Origin of the sequence: Vibrio sp. 10N.286.48.B8, assembly GCF_003050085.1 — a bacterium.
Lineage (GTDB): Bacteria > Pseudomonadota > Gammaproteobacteria > Enterobacterales > Vibrionaceae > Vibrio > Vibrio crassostreae.
The window spans coordinates 97859-117300 of sequence record NZ_PIGD01000008.1 but is presented as its reverse complement, the minus strand read 5'-3'; the positions used below and the strand labels follow the sequence as shown (position 1 = coordinate 117300).

The window sequence follows — 19442 nt, the reverse complement described above, 5'->3', positions numbered from 1 at the left end:
CACACCTTTTAGAACGGAAATATCATCATCCATACCTGAACCACTAAATATTTAATGAAGCAAGGTAAGTCGCACCCAACAAACTTCCTGATTATTGGGTTGTTTACTATTCGACTCGCCATTTATTCATCCATAATGACGATCGTTTGCATTTAGACAAAGCACTAGACAGCCTATGAAATACAACTTTAAAGCACAAAACATCAATAGCTTAGATAGTTAAAATACCATTCAAACATAATGAATTTATAGAGGTTGTCCGCTTACACTTAGAGAATACCATGCGATTAGTGTAAGATGTAGCTTGAGATATAAGAACTTGGTTGATTTGAAGCTGTTACATACAACCCTTTAATCGCACGAGTAGCCGCTACATGAAGTAGTGCCCTCTCATTAAAGTCATAATCACGCTTTTCAACAGGGTCTTCCGTCAACAGTCGTTTCAAAGGAATTACTCCATCGTTCACACCTGCAATAAAGATGTATTGAAACTCCAGCCCTTTAACACGGTGCATGGTTGCAACACGTAACCCAGGTTTATCACTGTCTGCGCTGTCAACGGAAAGAGCGTGATACTGAATACCTCTTGCCTCAAGCTCACGTGCATAGTTATCTCTCATCGCCTGTGTCCTTGCCACCAGGCAGATATCTTGCAAGGGTACTTCCACTGTTAACAGGCTATCAATTTGAGACTTAATAAAGTCAACCTCATCACCAAGAGTTTTACCCAAATGCACTACAGGAGCATCACCGTGGAACAGCGACATATAATCCGTAGACTTATCCTGCTCACCATCTAGGTTATCCACATCAACATTTTCAAGAACCCCGGTGGCAAATCTGCGCGTCTCTTCCGTTGTACGATAGTTGATTCTTAGCTTTTGAGAACGTCGCCCACGAACGTTGATTCCGCAACGTCCCAGAACCACTTTATTTCGATAAATCCGTTGATGGCCATCACCGACGATGAACAGATCATTCCCCTGCTCTGGAACGATAGCACGAAGTAATGTGAATGCCTGGCTACCGATATCCTGAGCCTCATCGACCACAATTGAACTGTAAGGGAGAGAAATTTTCTGCTCCTTGAGGATTTTAATAGCATCCATCATTGCGTCATTCATTTCGCGAATGCGCTTACGGTTCATTTGATTTCGAAACTCTTCAAATACAGGCCAGATTTTTGCTCTTTGAACTCGGCTTAATGCAGTACCGCGACCTACACGACTTACACGGAAGTATTCTGCTTTCGTTTTTACGTCATGACCTTGAATTATATGACGCCACTCTTCTTCATAAAATGACTCTGGCAAACCCAGCTCTACGGGAATCTGGTCACTCGCAATCTTCCAACACAGCTCACGATCCTTGTGGTTGTCATAAACCACCGTGTAATCATAGTTAAAGCGTTTGAGGAAACGTTTAATCCAACCATCAATATTTGCGACTTCAATTCGTTCCATTTGTTCTTCTGAAGCGATCTTCTTTAGATTTGCTTTAATATCAGCTGCAAGGTTGCGCGTGAAAGTAGTAAACAAGATTTTACCACTTGGGGTTGATTCGAGTTTTTCTGCCAACCAGACAGCCCTGTGCATAGCAACGACAGTTTTACCAGTACCTGCCCCTCCAAGTACACGTATTGGACCTTTAGCCTCTCGCGTGACTAATTTCCGTTGACTAGGGTGCAGGAAAACACGCCATTTTTCTAATGGCGCATTCATCATTTTCTGTAGCTCAAGGTCATCAGTAACAATACGGAAATTACGCTGAGATGAAGTTCTCTCCAAGGCGGCGGCAAAGTCATTGGTGTCTACAACTTCGTCCTCTTTAACCTCATTGTACGACGCCAATAGCTCATCGTAGTCCTCTCCAGCGGCTAGCAGATATAACGGTTCATACGCTTCGGGTGGTATGCGAGGCTCTAGTTTTTCAAGTTCAGCTTCTGATGTGACAGCAAGTACAGATTCAACAAAGCTTTCCGGTACACCTAACGCCATGATTTGTTTAGCGTTGTACACTTCAAACAGCGCCTTTCTAACCTCTGTCACGATAGCTTTCTGAACTGAAACTTCCTCGACGTGCTCTACATTAATAACCTGTATCGCACCTGTGGAGGGGTGAATCTGGCAATCATGCCTTCTGGCCCAATCATATGCATCATCATGATGCGCAACCCACATTAACATATACAAGTTGCCAGTTTCAGGTTTTAGAACAATACCTCTGTAAGTCTGATCAATTCGAACTGAATGGACATTCGCAGTTTTGGCGTCTCGGACTTTCTCATAGTTGATGCCAGAGCTCATTGGGTCTTGACGAAATTTACTAATAAACTCTTGAACTTTCTTTTGTTGCTTCTTGGGGATTTTTGCAAAAGCCGCTAAAAAATCACCGGCGATAGCCACTTTAGGCATTTCCATTACACTCATTCTCTACTTCCCCATTAAGTCTATTAAATTATTTATTGTCATTTCGTCTAGCTCACCAACTACAGTCTCCCAGCCTTGGCTTATAAACTCTGACTCAAAGCTATCCAACTCTGAAAGAATCAACGCCACTTTTCTATCCAGCCATGCAAATTCGGCTTCTGCGATGATCTCACCCATTGCATTTTTAATTTCCAAGCCTACTTCTGGAGCTGCTAAACCTTTAGATATCATTAACTCAACGAGTGTGTTCTCTACAAGCTCTAACTCAATAATTTCCTGCCAACCGTCAGAAATAGCACCCTCATCCCTCGTATTTTCTTTAAGTTTTGGCTTGGTTTTAACTACAGGTTCGTCAAGCAATGCTTTTCGCGAAGTGAAAGAGAAGTCAGACATAAACTGGCCAATATTCACTAACTTCCAATATCCGGCAAGCGCCTGCTCATAGCCGTCTTCATCGATGTAGCGATCATCGAAGCATAGGTGAAGCCTAGTAACTGACTCAGCATACTCCGCTGGTTCTAACCCTTTCACTTGCTGCTTCACTACAGAGATATAACACTGTGCTGGCATCACTGTTGCGACTTCAATCAGCCTTTGAGATGTGCTTGTTGCATCAAGTAAACCACCAAAAAAGAAAGGAGCATCCAAACACAGATCTTGCTGACGATATGTGTCACAGTTCTCTTTCATTTCATAAATGAACTTGTTTCTGGTAGCAGGATCTTTCGAACCTTTTATCGATAACCAGTAAAAGCTGTTCGCGAATGCGGCCTGCTTGAACAAAGTACCCATTTCTAATGGTTGGTGTATCCATTGTTTAAACAATAAAAAGTTGTTCTTACCATCATAAACATTACGTAACGTTTCGTAGTTTCGTTGATTGAACAGCGGATAGTGAGGCTCTTTTTGCTTAACTTCCATGCGATTCAGACCGAATACTTCCTTTAAGTGTTTCGAATCTGGGTTAACCAAATCATGCCAAGTAAGTGTCCAAACCTGATACTTCCCACTACTGATTACAGCAGTCCGTTTAAGTACGTCGTCATGCACACTATTTTGGTGGTGTTCGAAACCATCAAGATAAATCGCGGCAGGCTTTGCATTTAAGCTTTCTGATGCAGGATAAAGAACAAAATCAGGTCTTGTATCTACTGCAACTCCGTCTTTACTACTAAGGTGAACTTGCGGAACAAGATGCCAGCTCACTGTTTTGTTGAGTTTCGACAGTAACGACCAACCTGCCTTACCGTGAACGAAGTCTTTAGAAATAATGAACTCTGACGTCGATTGTTGCAGTGTATCGATAAACAGGCGTTCAAGCTCTGACTCCAACATTACATTAATCGAAATATCAGACAGCGATTTGATCGGTTTAAGTTCATTCTCATGATCCAAGATTGTAGTGAGCAGCTTTCTTGCATGATCACGAGAAATCGCCCTCATCTTTCCTCGATCACGATAGGCATAGACACACTTGTAACAGCCATCTTTCTCTTCAAAGTTACATTCACATTGATTGATGTGATCAAGTGCTTTCCTCAACAACTTCAGAAGGTTGCCTTCATCTTGCATCAGCTCTTTCAACGCACCTGTACCGCCCGGAACAGAATCATAGATCACCAAATAGTGACGATAGCTTTCGCCAGCATCTTCAGGTTCACGATAAATCGTACCTTTAATGTGATCTACACTACCCTTAAAGTATTCCTTCATGCCTAGCTGAAGCGCAGCACTTAACGATGCTTCAGTCACTTGGCCCATGCCATAATTACTCACAGGCAAGAGAATGCGAATGGCCTCTGACTCTAGTTGACGATAGAGATACAAGAAGTCTTCGAACTTTGTCTCTTTGGTACTACCTCTGTATTTACAACTAATGTCGTGCTTTTCTTCTGTGGTATATGGTTTTTGCACAAAACCACAATCCGAGCACACCTTAAATCCGGTTTTTTTCTTAATGTCACCCGCTACATAAAACTCTGTTGCGTCTTCCGCTACCGAACCAAAGTTAATATCCCTAAGAGATACTTTACTCAAATATTCAAATCCAAATGGTACTTCATCGTTGTCTACTTCATATGCGTATTGAACATCTTCAGGCTTATAGGAGACAAGCAGTTGACGCTGGAAGAACGATGGTGTGCGGCTGTCCGCATCATCGGTAATCCTTGCTTCTCGCGCATTGGAACGAGCATAAACCTGACGAAGCTTAAGCAACCTCATTTTTTGTTCTGCATCGCTCCAGCCTGGGTGACCACATTTAGGACAAGTTGAAAACTGATCAGCTTCTAGCAATTCACTGTGATTACAATGGCTACAAACACGCCAAGTTTCAGGCTCTGATACCTTCATATCAATTTGTTCGATCTCTACCTTATGTCCACCAGCATAGAAATGGTTTGTTGGTGCGAGCTCAGAGATCGCCGCAGCAGCTGGCCGCTCGTACTCAAAGGTTTTCGTAAGATACTGACTTTGACCGTCTTGTTGTTCTACATTTTCTTTCTTACGCCAAAGAACTGAGCGAAGAGTAATGCCAGCTTCGGGAAAAGAATAATTGGGCAGTAAACCCTCATCCGTCATAAAATTGAGGGCATCTTTACCGTTGATTTCACGAATCAGAGCAAGTAACGCATTCCTCTCATTCTCAAGTTCATTTAAATCATCCTGATAGTTCTTATCTTTTACCGGTGATTCTTTTAGCTTATTGATGCTTCTTTTGAGCTTCTCAGCACGGCCTTGCAAAGACTTACGATCCTTTACCAGCATTTCCAAGCTTTGCTGGATTTTTGCTGCTAACCCATATTGTTCGTCGCTACCTATAATAAATTCGCGCAACTTGGCCATCGAGTGCTCGGATATGCTGTTAAAAACCAATACAAACTCATTAAACAGGTTATCTTTATTGGATTCGACGTAATTAATGAAGTTAAAAGGATAACGCTCAGTCTGGTTTCCCTCACTGGCATCAAGCATTTGTTTTACGCGCTTCGATATTTGATCGCTACCAATCCCTGTCTGTATCCAACAGTCCATACAAAACGCAGTGAGTTGCCTTTCTAAAATAGCGGAAGCGTCAAGGAAACACCCCGGTGCTGAAACGCTACCCGACATCATATCTAATGGATCTTGGTAGAAATAGAGGTCATGTGGGTTACCCTCTGCTACCGTCATATTGAAAGCGTTGCCGTCTTTACGGCCAGCACGCCCGATACGCTGAAGATAGTTCGACTGCGCAGGAGGAACTGAACAAAGTAGTACTGATGAAAGATCACCAATATCAATCCCCATTTCCAAAGTCGGTGTTGCCGATAGCAAGTTCACCGACCAATTGGCCTCTCCTTTTATAAATGACTTCTCGGTATGTTCCCTAACGCTTCTCTCCAGAAGACCCGTATGTTCCTGTGCATTAACTCGATAAGCTTGGGAGTAAGACCACTCCTTGTCTTGCAAACGTTGTTCAACGACATAACGTCCTCTACAGTTTTCGTTGTGACAAGGCTGATTACGCCATACATTGACCGCCTCTTGTGCCACCGATACTGAGCTGGTGCAGCAATCGCAGCCAAGATTCGTAACTTGGTTAGTAATGAGGAGAGCACTGGGCTGAATACCCCATACCGATTGCCCCTTTGACTCAAATTCTTGAGTGACCCCCACTCTTCGCAGCGTCTTCATTAACAACGTGTATATGGTCACAGCGTGGCTACTAATCATGACATTACTGCCATTGTCGAAACAGCGTTCAACCCAGTTCTGATACCAGCTTTTTCTCGATTTTGAACCTATAAGTTCGTCGAAACGCTTATTTTTACCAAACGTCAAAAACGCCGGAGTGCGTGTTTTATTACTCCAGTTGGGCATGTACTTAGAAGTGTCTTTATCGATTTTAGTCAGGTAGTACGTTTCACCACCTTCTCGAATATAATGGCCCAGAGCTTCATGTGCAACTGCACCTTTGTGACGCATGCGATGCAATACGCCAAATGCGAAATGAATTACATCTGTATCCGTGACACCATGGAAATCCTCACCGAGCTCCTCGTGCAACTTGGTATGCAACTTAGATAGCTCGCTCATGAGATCACCAGAGCAGATATCAATGGTTGCCTCAGAGGTTTTTTCTAATGTTCGACCAATACTGGCACGCATCCCAAACTCCGCAAACACCTCCCAGCTGAGTCGCTTTCTGACCCAATCCGGTAGCTTGCTATTTGGTTTTAGCTTACCGTCATCACCCGCCTCTAACATGTCACGATATTCACCTAACCATTCCATATTAGGAGCGATGAAATTAGCAACAAATGACTCCAAAGAACCGGACTGCATCTCAGCATTTTTAATTACTAGATCTGCATACTCGCCAAGACTAAAGCCTTGGGCGTTTTGCGCCACGCTACCTAGATGGCTTCGCACCATAAGGGGCCAAGTTCTCGCTGCAAAGAATCCAGCACGATGAGCTGCATCTTGAACGGAATCTGAAAAAGTAATCAGTTTCTTGTTTTCGTTGTAACGACTACCGTATATTTGATTGATTGCGACACTCGATAAGGTTGCAGACTGTGCCCCGATGATCGATAGCCCATTTTTACTGTTGCAATAAGGGCAACTACTATCGAAATGGGGACCTTTCTTCTCACTTGTTTTAATGAGATCAGGAATAAACACGCGAATCGGCTTCTCATAGCCACACTGATTGCACTCATCTTTATCGCTGTCTTTATTTGTTGCTAAGCAGCGAGAACAAATACGTCGGATTATCCCTTTCGCAGGTGGATCTTGTTCCTCCTCCAATGGAATCGCAATGCGTACACTTTGATGACGGGCGAAAAAAAGGCGATAAAATACGTCTAGTTCAGTTTCTAATTGCTCACTGTACCCATGTACGTATGCTCCCCAGCCTGTCACATGACAATCACGACAGTTCACAACAGGGAGGTATTTTTCAGAGTGTTCTCCTGAAATATCATCACCAAAACTGAGTTTTGGCACAGCATCAACACTAGCGACCAAACGTCTCAACTCACGTAGCCAAAGTTGGTTTCTTACCTGAAGAAATGGCAATACTGGTCTTGGCTTCCCTCGATCTAAACGTTTCTGTGTCTGTTCTTCATCTTCAATGATTTCTCGACGTGCAATAGAGACAAGCGATACAAAGCTTTGCACCACTCGCTCTGCTTGTTGCTCAGAAATAGAGAATGCAGGGCTTATTTCGGCAACCAAAGACGATAGAGGTTTAATTTTCCCATCAAGCATTTGTAATAAAGAATGGAAAAAGCGATGAGACATTAATCTCTTACCAAGTTCAATACGACACAAGCGCCCATCATCAGACTCGATGTCATCGGGTAGCGAGTATTCAAACTCGGGAAACCAGCATCTTATTTGTTGGTTTAGAAAGCTAACTTCTGACTCAAAGCCACTCGGGTTCAGAGGCTCAACTTCATCAAACGGAGGATAAGAATATTCAGAGATATCCGCTTTGGACAGGTACTCTTCATACAAGTATCTATCTTCTTTAACAACAGATTCCTCAATGAATTCAGCATCAAAGATGTTCTCGGCGTAATTCAAAAGAGGATCAAGTTCGTCACCGACCGTCGCTGAGGTACCAATACATGCAAACTTGTCAGATTCAACTTGCAGGTGATACTTCAAACGGCGTATCAAACACGCGAGATCTGACCCTTGAGCACCATCAAAAGTATGCAGTTCATCTACAACCAAATAGCGCAGCATACCAGGCTGATTATACAACCATAGAGCTTGGTCCTCAGGGCGCATCATTAAATAGTCGAGCATTTTGTAGTTGGTGAGTAAGATATCTGGTGGGTTATTGCGTAGATGATGCTTGCACGTTATCACTTGCTCAGCGCTCATCGCAGTATTAGCGCCCTCTTTTTCTTGTCCTCCCACGAATAGTCCAACTGTCACCTTGCCTTTTAAGCCTTCGTTGGTATAGATGGTTTCAGCAAAACGCTTAGCTTGATCTGTGGCCAAGGCATTCATAGGATAGATGACTATAGCCTTAACACCAGGCATGGGTTCACCAGCACAATGGTTAAGTAGCGGGTATAGAAAACACTCTGTTTTGCCCGAGCCAGTTCCAGTCGCGATCAAGGTAGATTCTGGCTGCGGTTTACCTAAACGCTGATATGCAATGGACTGATGCGTATAAGGAGGAAAAGGTAACTCAAAGTGCTCAAAAAACTGTTGAGACAGGTTACTTTGTCGAAATGGCAGTTGCACCGACAGATAAGGTCCTTTGATAAGGTTTTTTGTATCAGACAGAAATACATCTATCATCGAATGGTTCTTATCTTCAAACCTCGGGCTATTCATGTTGAATGCCGCCTTAACGTATTTTTTAAGGCTCTTTACAACTTGATCACTCAATACTGACGGTAACATCGCAGAATTCCATACTTTTCTAATGTGTACTATTTTATGCAATCAGTGACGCAAGTTACACTCTAAAATCAAACTCTTGTTGAAAAATCAGATCATTAGGATGTTTTTTAGTCATACAGGATGCTTTAAAAGCATTTTTCGGCACCGTACGTTTACTGCGGCAGTATTTACAATGGCTCTGAATGCCCGTTGGATTGCAGCTATTGATGCGGGCCGTCGAACAACCAAACATCTCAGGTGCGGGATAGAAAACATGATAACCCGCGTCTTCTGAACAGCGTGGACACGACTTCATTAAGGACTCAGTTTCGTTGTCAAACTGGTATAGGCTTTGGTTTAGTGGCTTATCGCAAAATTGGCACATGATATTTACCTCACTTTAGTTATCTATACAGACTATTGCGAGACCTATGCCAATCACTAAGATACTGAAAATAAATGAATTTTACCATAAACAGCTTAGCTAAGCGTAATAATAATTACCAAATGTAATAAGTATTACCCAAACACCGAGAACAATAATATGTGCTCGGCGTTTGATAAATTACTAGGGCTAAAGATATTTAAGCATCCAACCAACTTAGATCTTCTAGCACCTCTTCAACAGTTTTGAACTCCCAACCTTGAAACCAAGGTTTGTCATCCCCTGTATAGACCCCTTTTTTGTGCTTCGGCCAAGCTAGTTCGAGTTCACATATGACTTCATGATAGGGATCTTGTAGTTCAAATCCCACATCTGGCATACCAACTCCAACCTCAGCACATTTGAAGTACAAATCTTTATGCTTTTGACAGTAGAAAAAGTCTTCATCAATCATTTCTTCCCCATCATCGCACTCTGCAGAACGTTGTCTGCCTTCACTCGATGAATTTTCAAAAACAACAACTTGTTCCGCTATGTGCTTCCAATTTGAGTCAAAACAATAAGCGTCTATTTTTTCTGCTGGGTTTATTAGTTGATAAAGTTTAGGTTCATTGACCACGTTTTCTACCACTATTAACCAATAGTTATCAGCGTAGTCTCGGCACTTCTCCATTTGAGTGTTTGAAAGTGCAAAACCCATCAGGCTCCAGGTTCCGAGCATACCTTTTACTTCAACAAAATAAGTCTCACCTGTTTTAGTATCTGTTGCTCGAATATCAAAGCCTGGATTATTGCCACCTAAATGCTCAACATCAAAACCCTCTCTCTGTAGCCATTTCACTACAATAACTTCGGCTTTGTCGCCTACTTTCTTGGCACGCGCCTTTTTGTCCTTATCACTTACTGATTGATGCTCATTTTTCTCCACATAGCTGACCATACGGTAGCTTGGTGACCGAGAAGACGTGCCATTTACCTCGTTATCATTTTGCCAACCCTCGCCGGACGATGCTCTTCGGCCATTAGAGTGCTTTCTTCCAGCTGTTGAACCTTGTGAGCTTTCTTCCCGATTGGGCTTCTCTGATGTGTTAGAACCCGCTCCTCTTGAACCTTCGTCAGTACCTTGAGAGTCAAATCGATTCGAACCGTCATTACTAAAAGCGCCACCACCCATAGAGGTACGCGAACCACCGTTGGGTTCCCCCTTATTTTCAGAGTCTTCGTTAGGATCTTCAGCGGAAAACTCATTGAAATCCGAATTCTCCCTTTCTTTACGAGTCCTTGTTTGATCATCAGAGCTATTGTCGCTGGAATTAGTATAATCGACCGTATCCTCGACTTCGGTCTCGTTGTCTTTCGCCTTAGATGGATCGTCATCTTCCGTTTGACGTCTAAGTGATTTGATTATCTGAACTTCTTTTTTAGTTAAAACATTCTCCCAATGCTTCTTCTCAATTCGTTTATCAAACCGCCTACGACTGGTCACATTTAACAGAGGCCGAATGTGGTCTTGTTCCTCAATGAATGCTTTTGTCACAATCAACTTGCTAATCTCTTCGGCTAAATCATCCACGAGATCTTCGGTATCTTTACCTGCGACGTTGTAAAGCAATACCGCTTGCTCATCATCGAATAGAACTTCTACGGAGTCATAAGCAACACGATCGATCAGCTCATAGGAAACCGAAATATCTTCTGAAATACAGTATTCGTTGACTGTTAGCAGATCAAAAATCTCTGGTTTGTTGTACCAATCTTCCACTACCGAGCCAGACTTGGATAAATACTGTTTATAATAGTAAGCAAGCAACAGTCGGCTATGGCTAGTCAAAATAGGCTGAGGGGGCGAAGTTAACTCTGCTGTGTCTAAGTCAACTTCTCGATACACTTCTTCACTTACGCCCTTAAGGCGCAGTGCACTATACAAAAGATCAAAATCAGCGTGTGTTTTGCCTCGAGTCCGCCAAAAGAACTCAACCCTGCCTTCAAAGAGCTTGGCAACTCTCCTGTCATCACTAATGTATGTAGTGAGTCTGCTTTCCCATCGATAGTTCTGTGTAAAACAGCGAGCTTGACTAACAAACTCTTCAAACCACGGTTCAAGATTATTAATACCTGTTACTTTTATATAAGAAATCAGACGTTCATAGATAGCAGCCAACTTGTTTCGAACATTTCTGCTTTTATCTTTATCAATAACTGGCAAGGTTTGAAGATGAAGCCACGCATCTGCAAAACTCCGAGGCTTAGGGTGCTGAGAGACTTTTACGGTGTTCAACCAAAACTGCGTTTTGTAGTCTGGATAGACATCTGACAGCCAATGAAACAGCTGTCCTAGCACCTCTTTTTGCGATTTCCAAATCGCCTTTCCTGACTTACACCAATTCCGCTCTCCTGAAGGGCAGTAAATCAATGCTTCTTTTGCAAACAAATTTTGAAGATCGGAGCCCGTGTCGGCAAGTCGGTCATAAAGCTTCATCACATCGTCAACATTGGCCTCATCATTATGGGCTGACCAGCTTCTCAACACTTTTAACACAGTTTTAGAGTTCACTTCAGAGGCCACTCCTAGCTTCTCGGCTAAGGGTTGGCTCAAGGTAAAGTCATCATCTAAAAAGTTGACAGCATTCCCATACAGCTCACGGCTCCCTTGAGTGGCGATGAAAGTTTCGTCCGGCCTTTTTAATCCATTTTGTGTCGGCAACCATTTACTATCTTTGAGCCATTGATAAAGCTCACCATCTGCTCTCTGCGCGTAGCTGGTTCGATAGAAATACCTAATTAAAATGGGGCTCAACAATTTGTTTTCTAATGCAACTAACCATTGAACAAAAGCCTTCCCTAACGCTTTACTTGAAAAGGCATCTGGAGATAAGCAAACTGCAGGTAGTTTGTAGCAATCGGCCCTAATCACACCCGTAGAGTCTAATCCATCAATCTTATTTCTTAAGTAAGTTTCATAGTTGTCACTGAAGATACCTTCAGGTAGTTGTGTACGACCATAGCGGGAGGATTTCGTTACCGTAAAAGTCTTTGGGAGCGGAGTCGCAGATACTCCAACAGCGCCATAAAAATCACCCTTGTTTACTTTTTCGAACTTATCGAACAGTTCCAAGTAGTCATTTGATAACACTAAAAAGTGCTCTTGCTCCTCTGAGTTAAAAAGAGTTTGCCAGACAAAAGAGCTTTCATCCCCCTCTGGCGTGACTAACTGCTTTTCTTCTTTTAACTCGAAGCTTCCTGCTCGGTTTTTGAAAGGTAAATTTTTATCAAGAGTTCTCTTGGTATGGTCATTGAGGCTAAACCAATGCTGAACAACAAAATAGTTCAAGTTCCAAAGAGATTCATGTTCTATTTCCTGCCAGTGATCCTCACAAAATGGCAACGCTACTTTTGCCAAGTACTCACTCTGGCTTAAAACTTCAATGTCGAAGTACTCTTTGACGAATGCCAACGTACCTGGTTGTTCTTGTAGTAACTTTTGGAAAGATGTCGAAATTAAACCGTGATTAGTCTTATGAGATGGTGTTGATAACACTGGATACTCGATATGAGTATTCGATGACAAAAATAGCGCTTGGTTATGGCTGGAAAACACTCCGTTTTCGGTAAGAAATAATGGTGCCTGATGCAAAAGCTCTAGCCCATTGTCATCGGTCTTGTAATGAAATTCGTCATCTTGACGTGATAACCAGTGGAGCATGGAAACAAACCAAGCTTCAGACAGAGCGGTTAATTCAACTTGAGCCGCGTTTAGATAGCTTAATATCTCTTCTGCATCGAGTTGAAGCTCATGAAATTGTCTCAACAACCACTCATAAGGTCTTACGGATTGAGACAAAACCCTAGCCGGTAATATGTCTTCGTTACTATTTAATCGTGACAGTAAGTCAGTCACTTCTTCATCAGCAAAGCAGATATCACTTGGTAGGTTTCTCACCCCTGTTAGTGAAGGAATGAAAGAAGTTTGTTCAAGGGACTCAAGAATTCTTTTGAAAATCGGCCGCAAAAAATCTTCAGTGCAATTGTCAAGATGTGGAATTTGAGAAAAGTAATCAACTGTCTTACTTTCTACCAATAATCTGGATATTGATTCTGAGGCAAAATCAGCCACCTCATCACGTATCCAATGGTTCCATTGCTTGTCTATCAAAACTGCTTCACGACTGGCGGGTAATAAAAAATCTGCGTTTACGAGAAATGGTAACCCTGTATGTAGCTCTGTTGGCAAATAGGCGTAGAGCTTATGATTTGGCTTATCCTCTGGCTTAAGATCCTTTCTAAACGCAATACAAAGGTCTCGCCTAACAACGCCGGCACGCTTCTCTTCCGTTAGAGTAGAAGGAACATCTATCGACTTCTTGACTACCAAATAGTCGGTTGATTCGATAGCCTCCCCCTGCTGGTTTATCAAGGTTGTAACTTCACCATCTAACTGCTTCGAGTAACGACGTAGCTTGCCATCGACTCTTACCGTTAACTCATCAAGCTTATTGAGAAAAAGTAATATCGACGCATCAAGATTGTTTAGTTCATGCTTGATCTTTTGCTGGATATCGCGCTCTTTATCTGCCCTTAGTGGTAATAGGATACAAGTGTTGTAATCCTGCAATTTCTTTCGCACCAAGGCAGGAACGTTATCAACCCAATATGGGATGATGTAGCCAAGTCCTGCGACATCGTCTTTATCTTTAAACAGAAAGTGATAGCCATTAGAAAAGATATGGGGACTTGGAGATACGCTAAAGACCGACTTAAAGCCGATGCCCTTCTCACCAATATAGCCCGCATCTTTATTGCCTGCCTTAGTTGATTTACCAATGGAAGAAACGGCCTTGATATTTTTAATATTGAAGCCAAGCTCATTGTTAAAGATAGCGAGACAACCGTTCGAACCATCAGTCTCTGTTGGATCCTGATCCAGTAATTCAAAATGGAGCTTTGGCGCTACTCCTTTCGCGTATTGGTTATCTTCGGCGTTTTGGATGAGCTCGAAAACAAAGTGAACATCTTTAGAGTAGAGCTGTTCGGAAATGATATTGACACTATTGTGCAGATCAGACTTCGCATCTTCTTGAAGCATGCTTTCGCCAGTCACCTCATTAAGCTGATACTTATCTTTTCTAAACTGTTGCAACTCTGCTTTTTGAGAACTCATAAAACTTTTTCCTTAAAAAACCTTTCACCCACCAAATAAAATTTGAGCCCAAAGATGGGCTCAAATTCACAGTGCAAAACTAAAATATCTAATTAGACAGCGCTTTTTCAGCAAACCGGCGCTCAAACTCCGCCCATACTACCTCGTAGTCCTGCTCTCGATCGCATTTATCGAATGGAGCCACATACTCGATAGTACGCTCGACTGGACCGCCTGGCTGAGTGTCATCCATGTAAGTTTTGTACACCTTGCCGGATTTCAGCTCGCGAATATCTTCCCAACCTAGTTGTAAGCTAGCGTCAGTCAGCGGTTCGTGTTCAGAGCCTACACCTTGAGATCGATCTGAGTAGACCCCTTCTTCGATAGCTGTAGTAAAGGTATTCTTCTTGTTGAACTTACGGTCTAGGCCAACACCAATTAAACCTTTGGATGAGGTAAACACAATACGTCCAGTTTGGTCGTACCAAGTATCCGCCTCATATTGGCGCATTACAGGGAATTGAACACGATAAATATTCTTTAATTCTTCAAGAGAGATTCCTAAGGACATTGCTGCCAATACATCAATCTCAACGAGTGCCTGTCGTCGAGTATAGTCTGTTCGAAGTGCAGATTTTCTTGTCCACTTTGAAGTTAAGTCTTGAAAGTAATCATTTGGTAAGCGAGCATCTTCTTTAGCCCACTTCTGATCATTAAAGCTACCCTTGAAAGATTCAGTCCAGAGAGAAGAAAAGCGGTTTGAAATACATGAAAGTGCCAGAACCCTTATCTCCTGAGAATCAGTTGATTTTCGATATGGTAAGATTTCCCAAATTGAGTTTAAATTTTCTTTACCAGTAGTTTTTACATAAAAATCAACTGGAATTGAAAACCACAAACTAGCAGCACTAAGTAACGAGTGAGTATCATTGAATGATATCGACCAAAGACCATTAATATGGCTAACCTCAGGCGGAATAATCGCACTAATAAAACTTCTCTCTCGGACTTGCTTAGTCATATTTCTAAATGCCAAGCGATAGTTATCTACATGCCTAGTACCGAATGGCGTGAGTTTAAGCCCACTATCAAAACGAGATTCATCCCACCTTCTATATTGACTTCGTGAAATATAGCCATCAGAAACTTGTTCCAAATCAATAATAGAAAAATCTGAGTTTTTATTACATGATCTATTTGGCGTCTTATAATTTGAGTTACCAACAAAAATCATTGAGCCACTTAAGATTAAGTCCTTTTCATTACCATGAAAACCAACATCACTCCTAATAACCTTGTCCTTTTTTTCTGCATTAGTTTGATCCCACATTCGACTGCCATATGCTCGATCGACATCAAGTGTTTGACCTGAATTACTTGTAATCTTATTGATTACATTTGAAAAACTTTTTAACTGAAGTGATGGCAATACTGTAGCATCATAATAATGAGCATCCGGACTGTATAGCTTTCGAAACGCTTCCAGCTCCGTTTTTCTGATTCTAATTAATCTTTCATTAAAGCCATTAATATTCCAATTATTATTGTTATCTTTCAGCCCCACGCCTGTATCTGGTGTACCTAGATTAGAAAAGCACTCATCGATAGTTTTAGGATGAAATAAATTTGAGATAGACAAAAAATCTGGAGTACTAACTTTCTTGCCAAAGATATTAATACAAAACTTTTTGTCATGTGCCACACCATTTGTATCAAACATTGGCCACTCGTTGAAAAACTGGAAATGACACTTTAATCTTTGGTATATATCCCTCCTAAAACCCCCACCTTCGGGGTCATCATACAATCCATTTTCATTTATTAACCCAACAGAACCAAGTTTGTTAGACACACTGAAGCTCTTTACTATAAAACATTTATATAAATTAGTTTGAATATTATTCAGCTCAGGGAAATTAGTGCACGAATTCAAATAATTTTGTGTACCAGTAGCTGCCTCATATTCACTCATATATGTAGCTTCCAACATAGAATTTTTCTTGAAAACTTCCATACGCAGGCTATTTAGCTTAGACGCAGTGAACTTTCTTAATACAAAAGATGGCTCAAAGTCGCCTAGTACTGAACCTTCCTGCCAACCAACTTTCAACCATGGAGGATTACCAAGAATCAGGTCAAAACCACCATTGTCTACAAACAGGTCAGAAAACTCGAGCTCCCAATGAAAAAACTTATAGCGTGATGCCAGCGCATCGACTTTGCGTAAGCGAGGAAATACATCATATAGGAACGCCTTATCCACTACACCTTTACTGTCAGTTTTGAATAGATCTTGCGTATTCTGGCTACCTTGCTCAAACATCGCCATTTGACCTGAGTTTTCTATGGTAACGGACTCTGTCTCGACATAACCTTCAAGGACTTGCTCCAACTCACCAAAGTACTCCGCACGACTTGGCAGGTCGTTGGCACTATCAATAGGCCAGAACCAAAGGGCACACCAGTAGTCCATCACCATTTTTAGACGTGGATAGACTGAGGCACTCGATTGCTGCGACTGAGATAGCAGCCTATCTTTATCGCTGGTCGAACTTTTTTGTGCAGAGTTGCTGGAATCTGGCCAAACTTTTAGCGCATCGGTAGTAATACCACGCTCTTTTCGACGTTGTTCTGTGTGCTGCTGCCATAAGTCATCAATCTTCGCTGAAATGCGCTTTAGTTGAGCCACTTCATCCAATGTTAATGACTTAACAAAGTCTTTGCGCCATTCATTAATGGTTTTGATTTCAGACTCTTTCAGCGCTTTGACGACTTTATCGTTGTAGTTCGCCATACCATTGTCTGGTAGAAGATAGTGATATATCTCCTGTTCATCACGCTGCTCACTATGAGCAAGACGTTTAGGTTCGCTATTGAGCCAACTTGGGTCTTTAGCTTTTTTGTAGCTTAGGTCACCCACCGAGAACACTTGACGACGCGCACCAATCAGTGAGTTACCGTTATACAGCTGATATCCAAACCAAGGTACGAACGCCTCATCACTGATGGCGTTCAGCCAAAGTGACACCTCTGCCAGCTCGACCGCGACTGGGTTTAAGTCGACACCGTAGACGTTGTTGTCAGCTATAAACATTTTCACTCGTTGCAGTTCACGAGTGTAGTTTTCTTGAGGGATCCGAACGTCTTCTGCAAGTTGTTTTAGTTCTAGATACTTTTCTGCCAGTTGGTTAATCGCTTCGTTCAAGAACGCTGCACTACCCATTGCGGGCTCGCAGACCCTTAGCGACAGAATTTTATCGGCCTTGGCATGCAAATCCTCAATCGGCTCTATCTGTTCTTTGTACAGCTCTTTGAGCGCATATTTTACTAACGATTGAGTCAGTACTTCCGGAGTATAGTAAGAGGCCGATTTCTCGCGATCTCGTCCTGCCATACGGTAGATAAAGCTGCCGCGAAGATGACGTTTGAGCACATCTCTTCTGCGACCATCCTCCCCATTAGTACTTTCTTCTTTAACGTACACTCTTTCATCTTCTGTGTACTCTTCTAGCTGATCCGCAGTGACGAAATAGCCTGTCTCAAGTTCATTGACTTCTTCTTTGGCCTTTTTGACTTCATAGAGGTCAGTTTTCGCAAAGAAACCACGGTAAGAAAGTAGCGCCTCGTAGACTGCACCTAATTGGTTAATACCCAATTGTGCGTAAGAGATTCGACCACGGCGTTTACCCCTGCCTTTTCCTTTGGCATTACTTGGGCGACTCAAGGACATGAGTTCAATGACACGCTGCAGTGTCTCGTTACGAAATACGACCTTACTCAAGTTAGGCATTCGTTTAGAGTCAAACAGATGACTCTCTAGTTTGCGAATTGAAAAGCTATGAGTAATTACGTGTTTTGCATCGCTATCAAAGAAGTCGGTATCTTGCTCACCATACTTTTTCGCCTGACGAGCGTCTTTCTTTTGCTTGCCGCTGAACCCTTCCGATACTAGACGGAAAAGCATTTGAAGGCTGTCATGAATGTAACGACCATTACGCGACTCTTCCGTGGTCAAATCAACCATTTCGAGTTCGCGAAGCGCTTCTAAGCTGTAGCCTTTCAAATAGGTTTCTGAGTCCGTAGGTGCGTACTGTAACTCGGGCCGGGCTTCGATATAGAAAAGAAACAACATACGATACATATAGCGCAAACACTCAAGACTGAGTTGATTTGGGTCTATATTGTTTTGGCCATCGTACGTAAAGCCCTTTTCGATGAGCTGCTTCGCGGCCTCGTCACCCAGTAATTCAATGGACTCACGTAGTGCATATTTCAGGTCTTCCGAAACAGCAAACGCATGCTTGTGTGAGTTCTCATCTAAGCTATCGAGGAGGTTCTGACCTTGTTCAGGGCAAATCGAATCTTTATGCAACAGAGCAGCCGTTGCCTTTAATGTCTCTACTTCTTTTCTGCCCAGGATTTCCTCAAAATCAAAGCGCAGGAGTCGGTTTTGCGCCCATTTTGTTCGGTCTAACAACAAGCATTGTCTGTTGCCCAGCAATAGGACCCACCTTGGTGGCTCTTCTGCGCTAAACACTTTCTTGGAAATAAGATCCTGCCACGTTAGCGCATCTTCGTTATTGCCTAGTGAAATTTGCTTACGGTGTTCTTCATTTATTTCAGCGAGCTGACTCGGTAACAGCGGCAACGATAGTGGATCGGCACAATCATCATTAGACAAATCGTGTGCTTCCACTATCCAAAGTAATGGTGACCCATTGGTATCTTGATACGCCGACAGTACTGGCAACTCCCCGCCCTCAATTAATACTTGAGTCGGTTTTAGTGCATAGCCTAAGGCTTCAAGAATCGGTGTCCAACGACTACGCTGGTTGCTTAGCCGCTTCTGCTCTGCCTTGATCTCTTTGTGCTTGTTTAGTTCGCGGAAGTACTCTGTTGAATAACTATTTAACGCCACATGTGGCGCACGATAGCCGGTACTAGGGTTTCCACCCTTGTCACGCTCTTGGCGCTCCGCTTCTCTAGCTTGCGTTTCTTTTTGTTGCCATACATCCAATACACCACGGATATCGGTGACGAAAATCTCACTTAGATAATGGTGTGAGTAGAAGTCATTTTCGTTGTAAATACCTACAAGTGCCAT

The 19442-nt window shown here is 42.5% G+C and carries 4 protein-coding genes; all 4 read right to left on the bottom strand.

The features are described from left to right. Positions 1–287: 287 nt before the first annotated feature. Positions 288–2420, bottom strand: a complete 2133-nt coding sequence (locus tag CWO08_RS11545) for a UvrD-helicase domain-containing protein (protein WP_108020471.1) — start codon at positions 2418–2420, stop codon at positions 288–290. A 12-nt stretch (positions 2421–2432) separates the two neighbouring features. Then, the gene (locus tag CWO08_RS11540) at positions 2433–8732 is read right to left on the bottom strand and encodes a DEAD/DEAH box helicase (RefSeq protein ID WP_258185324.1); all 6300 of its coding nucleotides are present in this window, start codon (positions 8730–8732) and stop codon (positions 2433–2435) included. A 668-nt stretch (positions 8733–9400) separates the two neighbouring features. Next, positions 9401–14359, bottom strand: coding sequence for a sacsin N-terminal ATP-binding-like domain-containing protein (locus tag CWO08_RS11535; protein ID WP_108020469.1), 4959 nt, complete (start codon positions 14357–14359; stop codon positions 9401–9403). Positions 14360–14447: 88 nt separating this feature from the next. Continuing rightward, entirely contained in the window at positions 14448–19442 is a 4995-nt protein-coding gene (locus tag CWO08_RS11530; RefSeq protein WP_108020468.1) for an Eco57I restriction-modification methylase domain-containing protein, read from the bottom strand.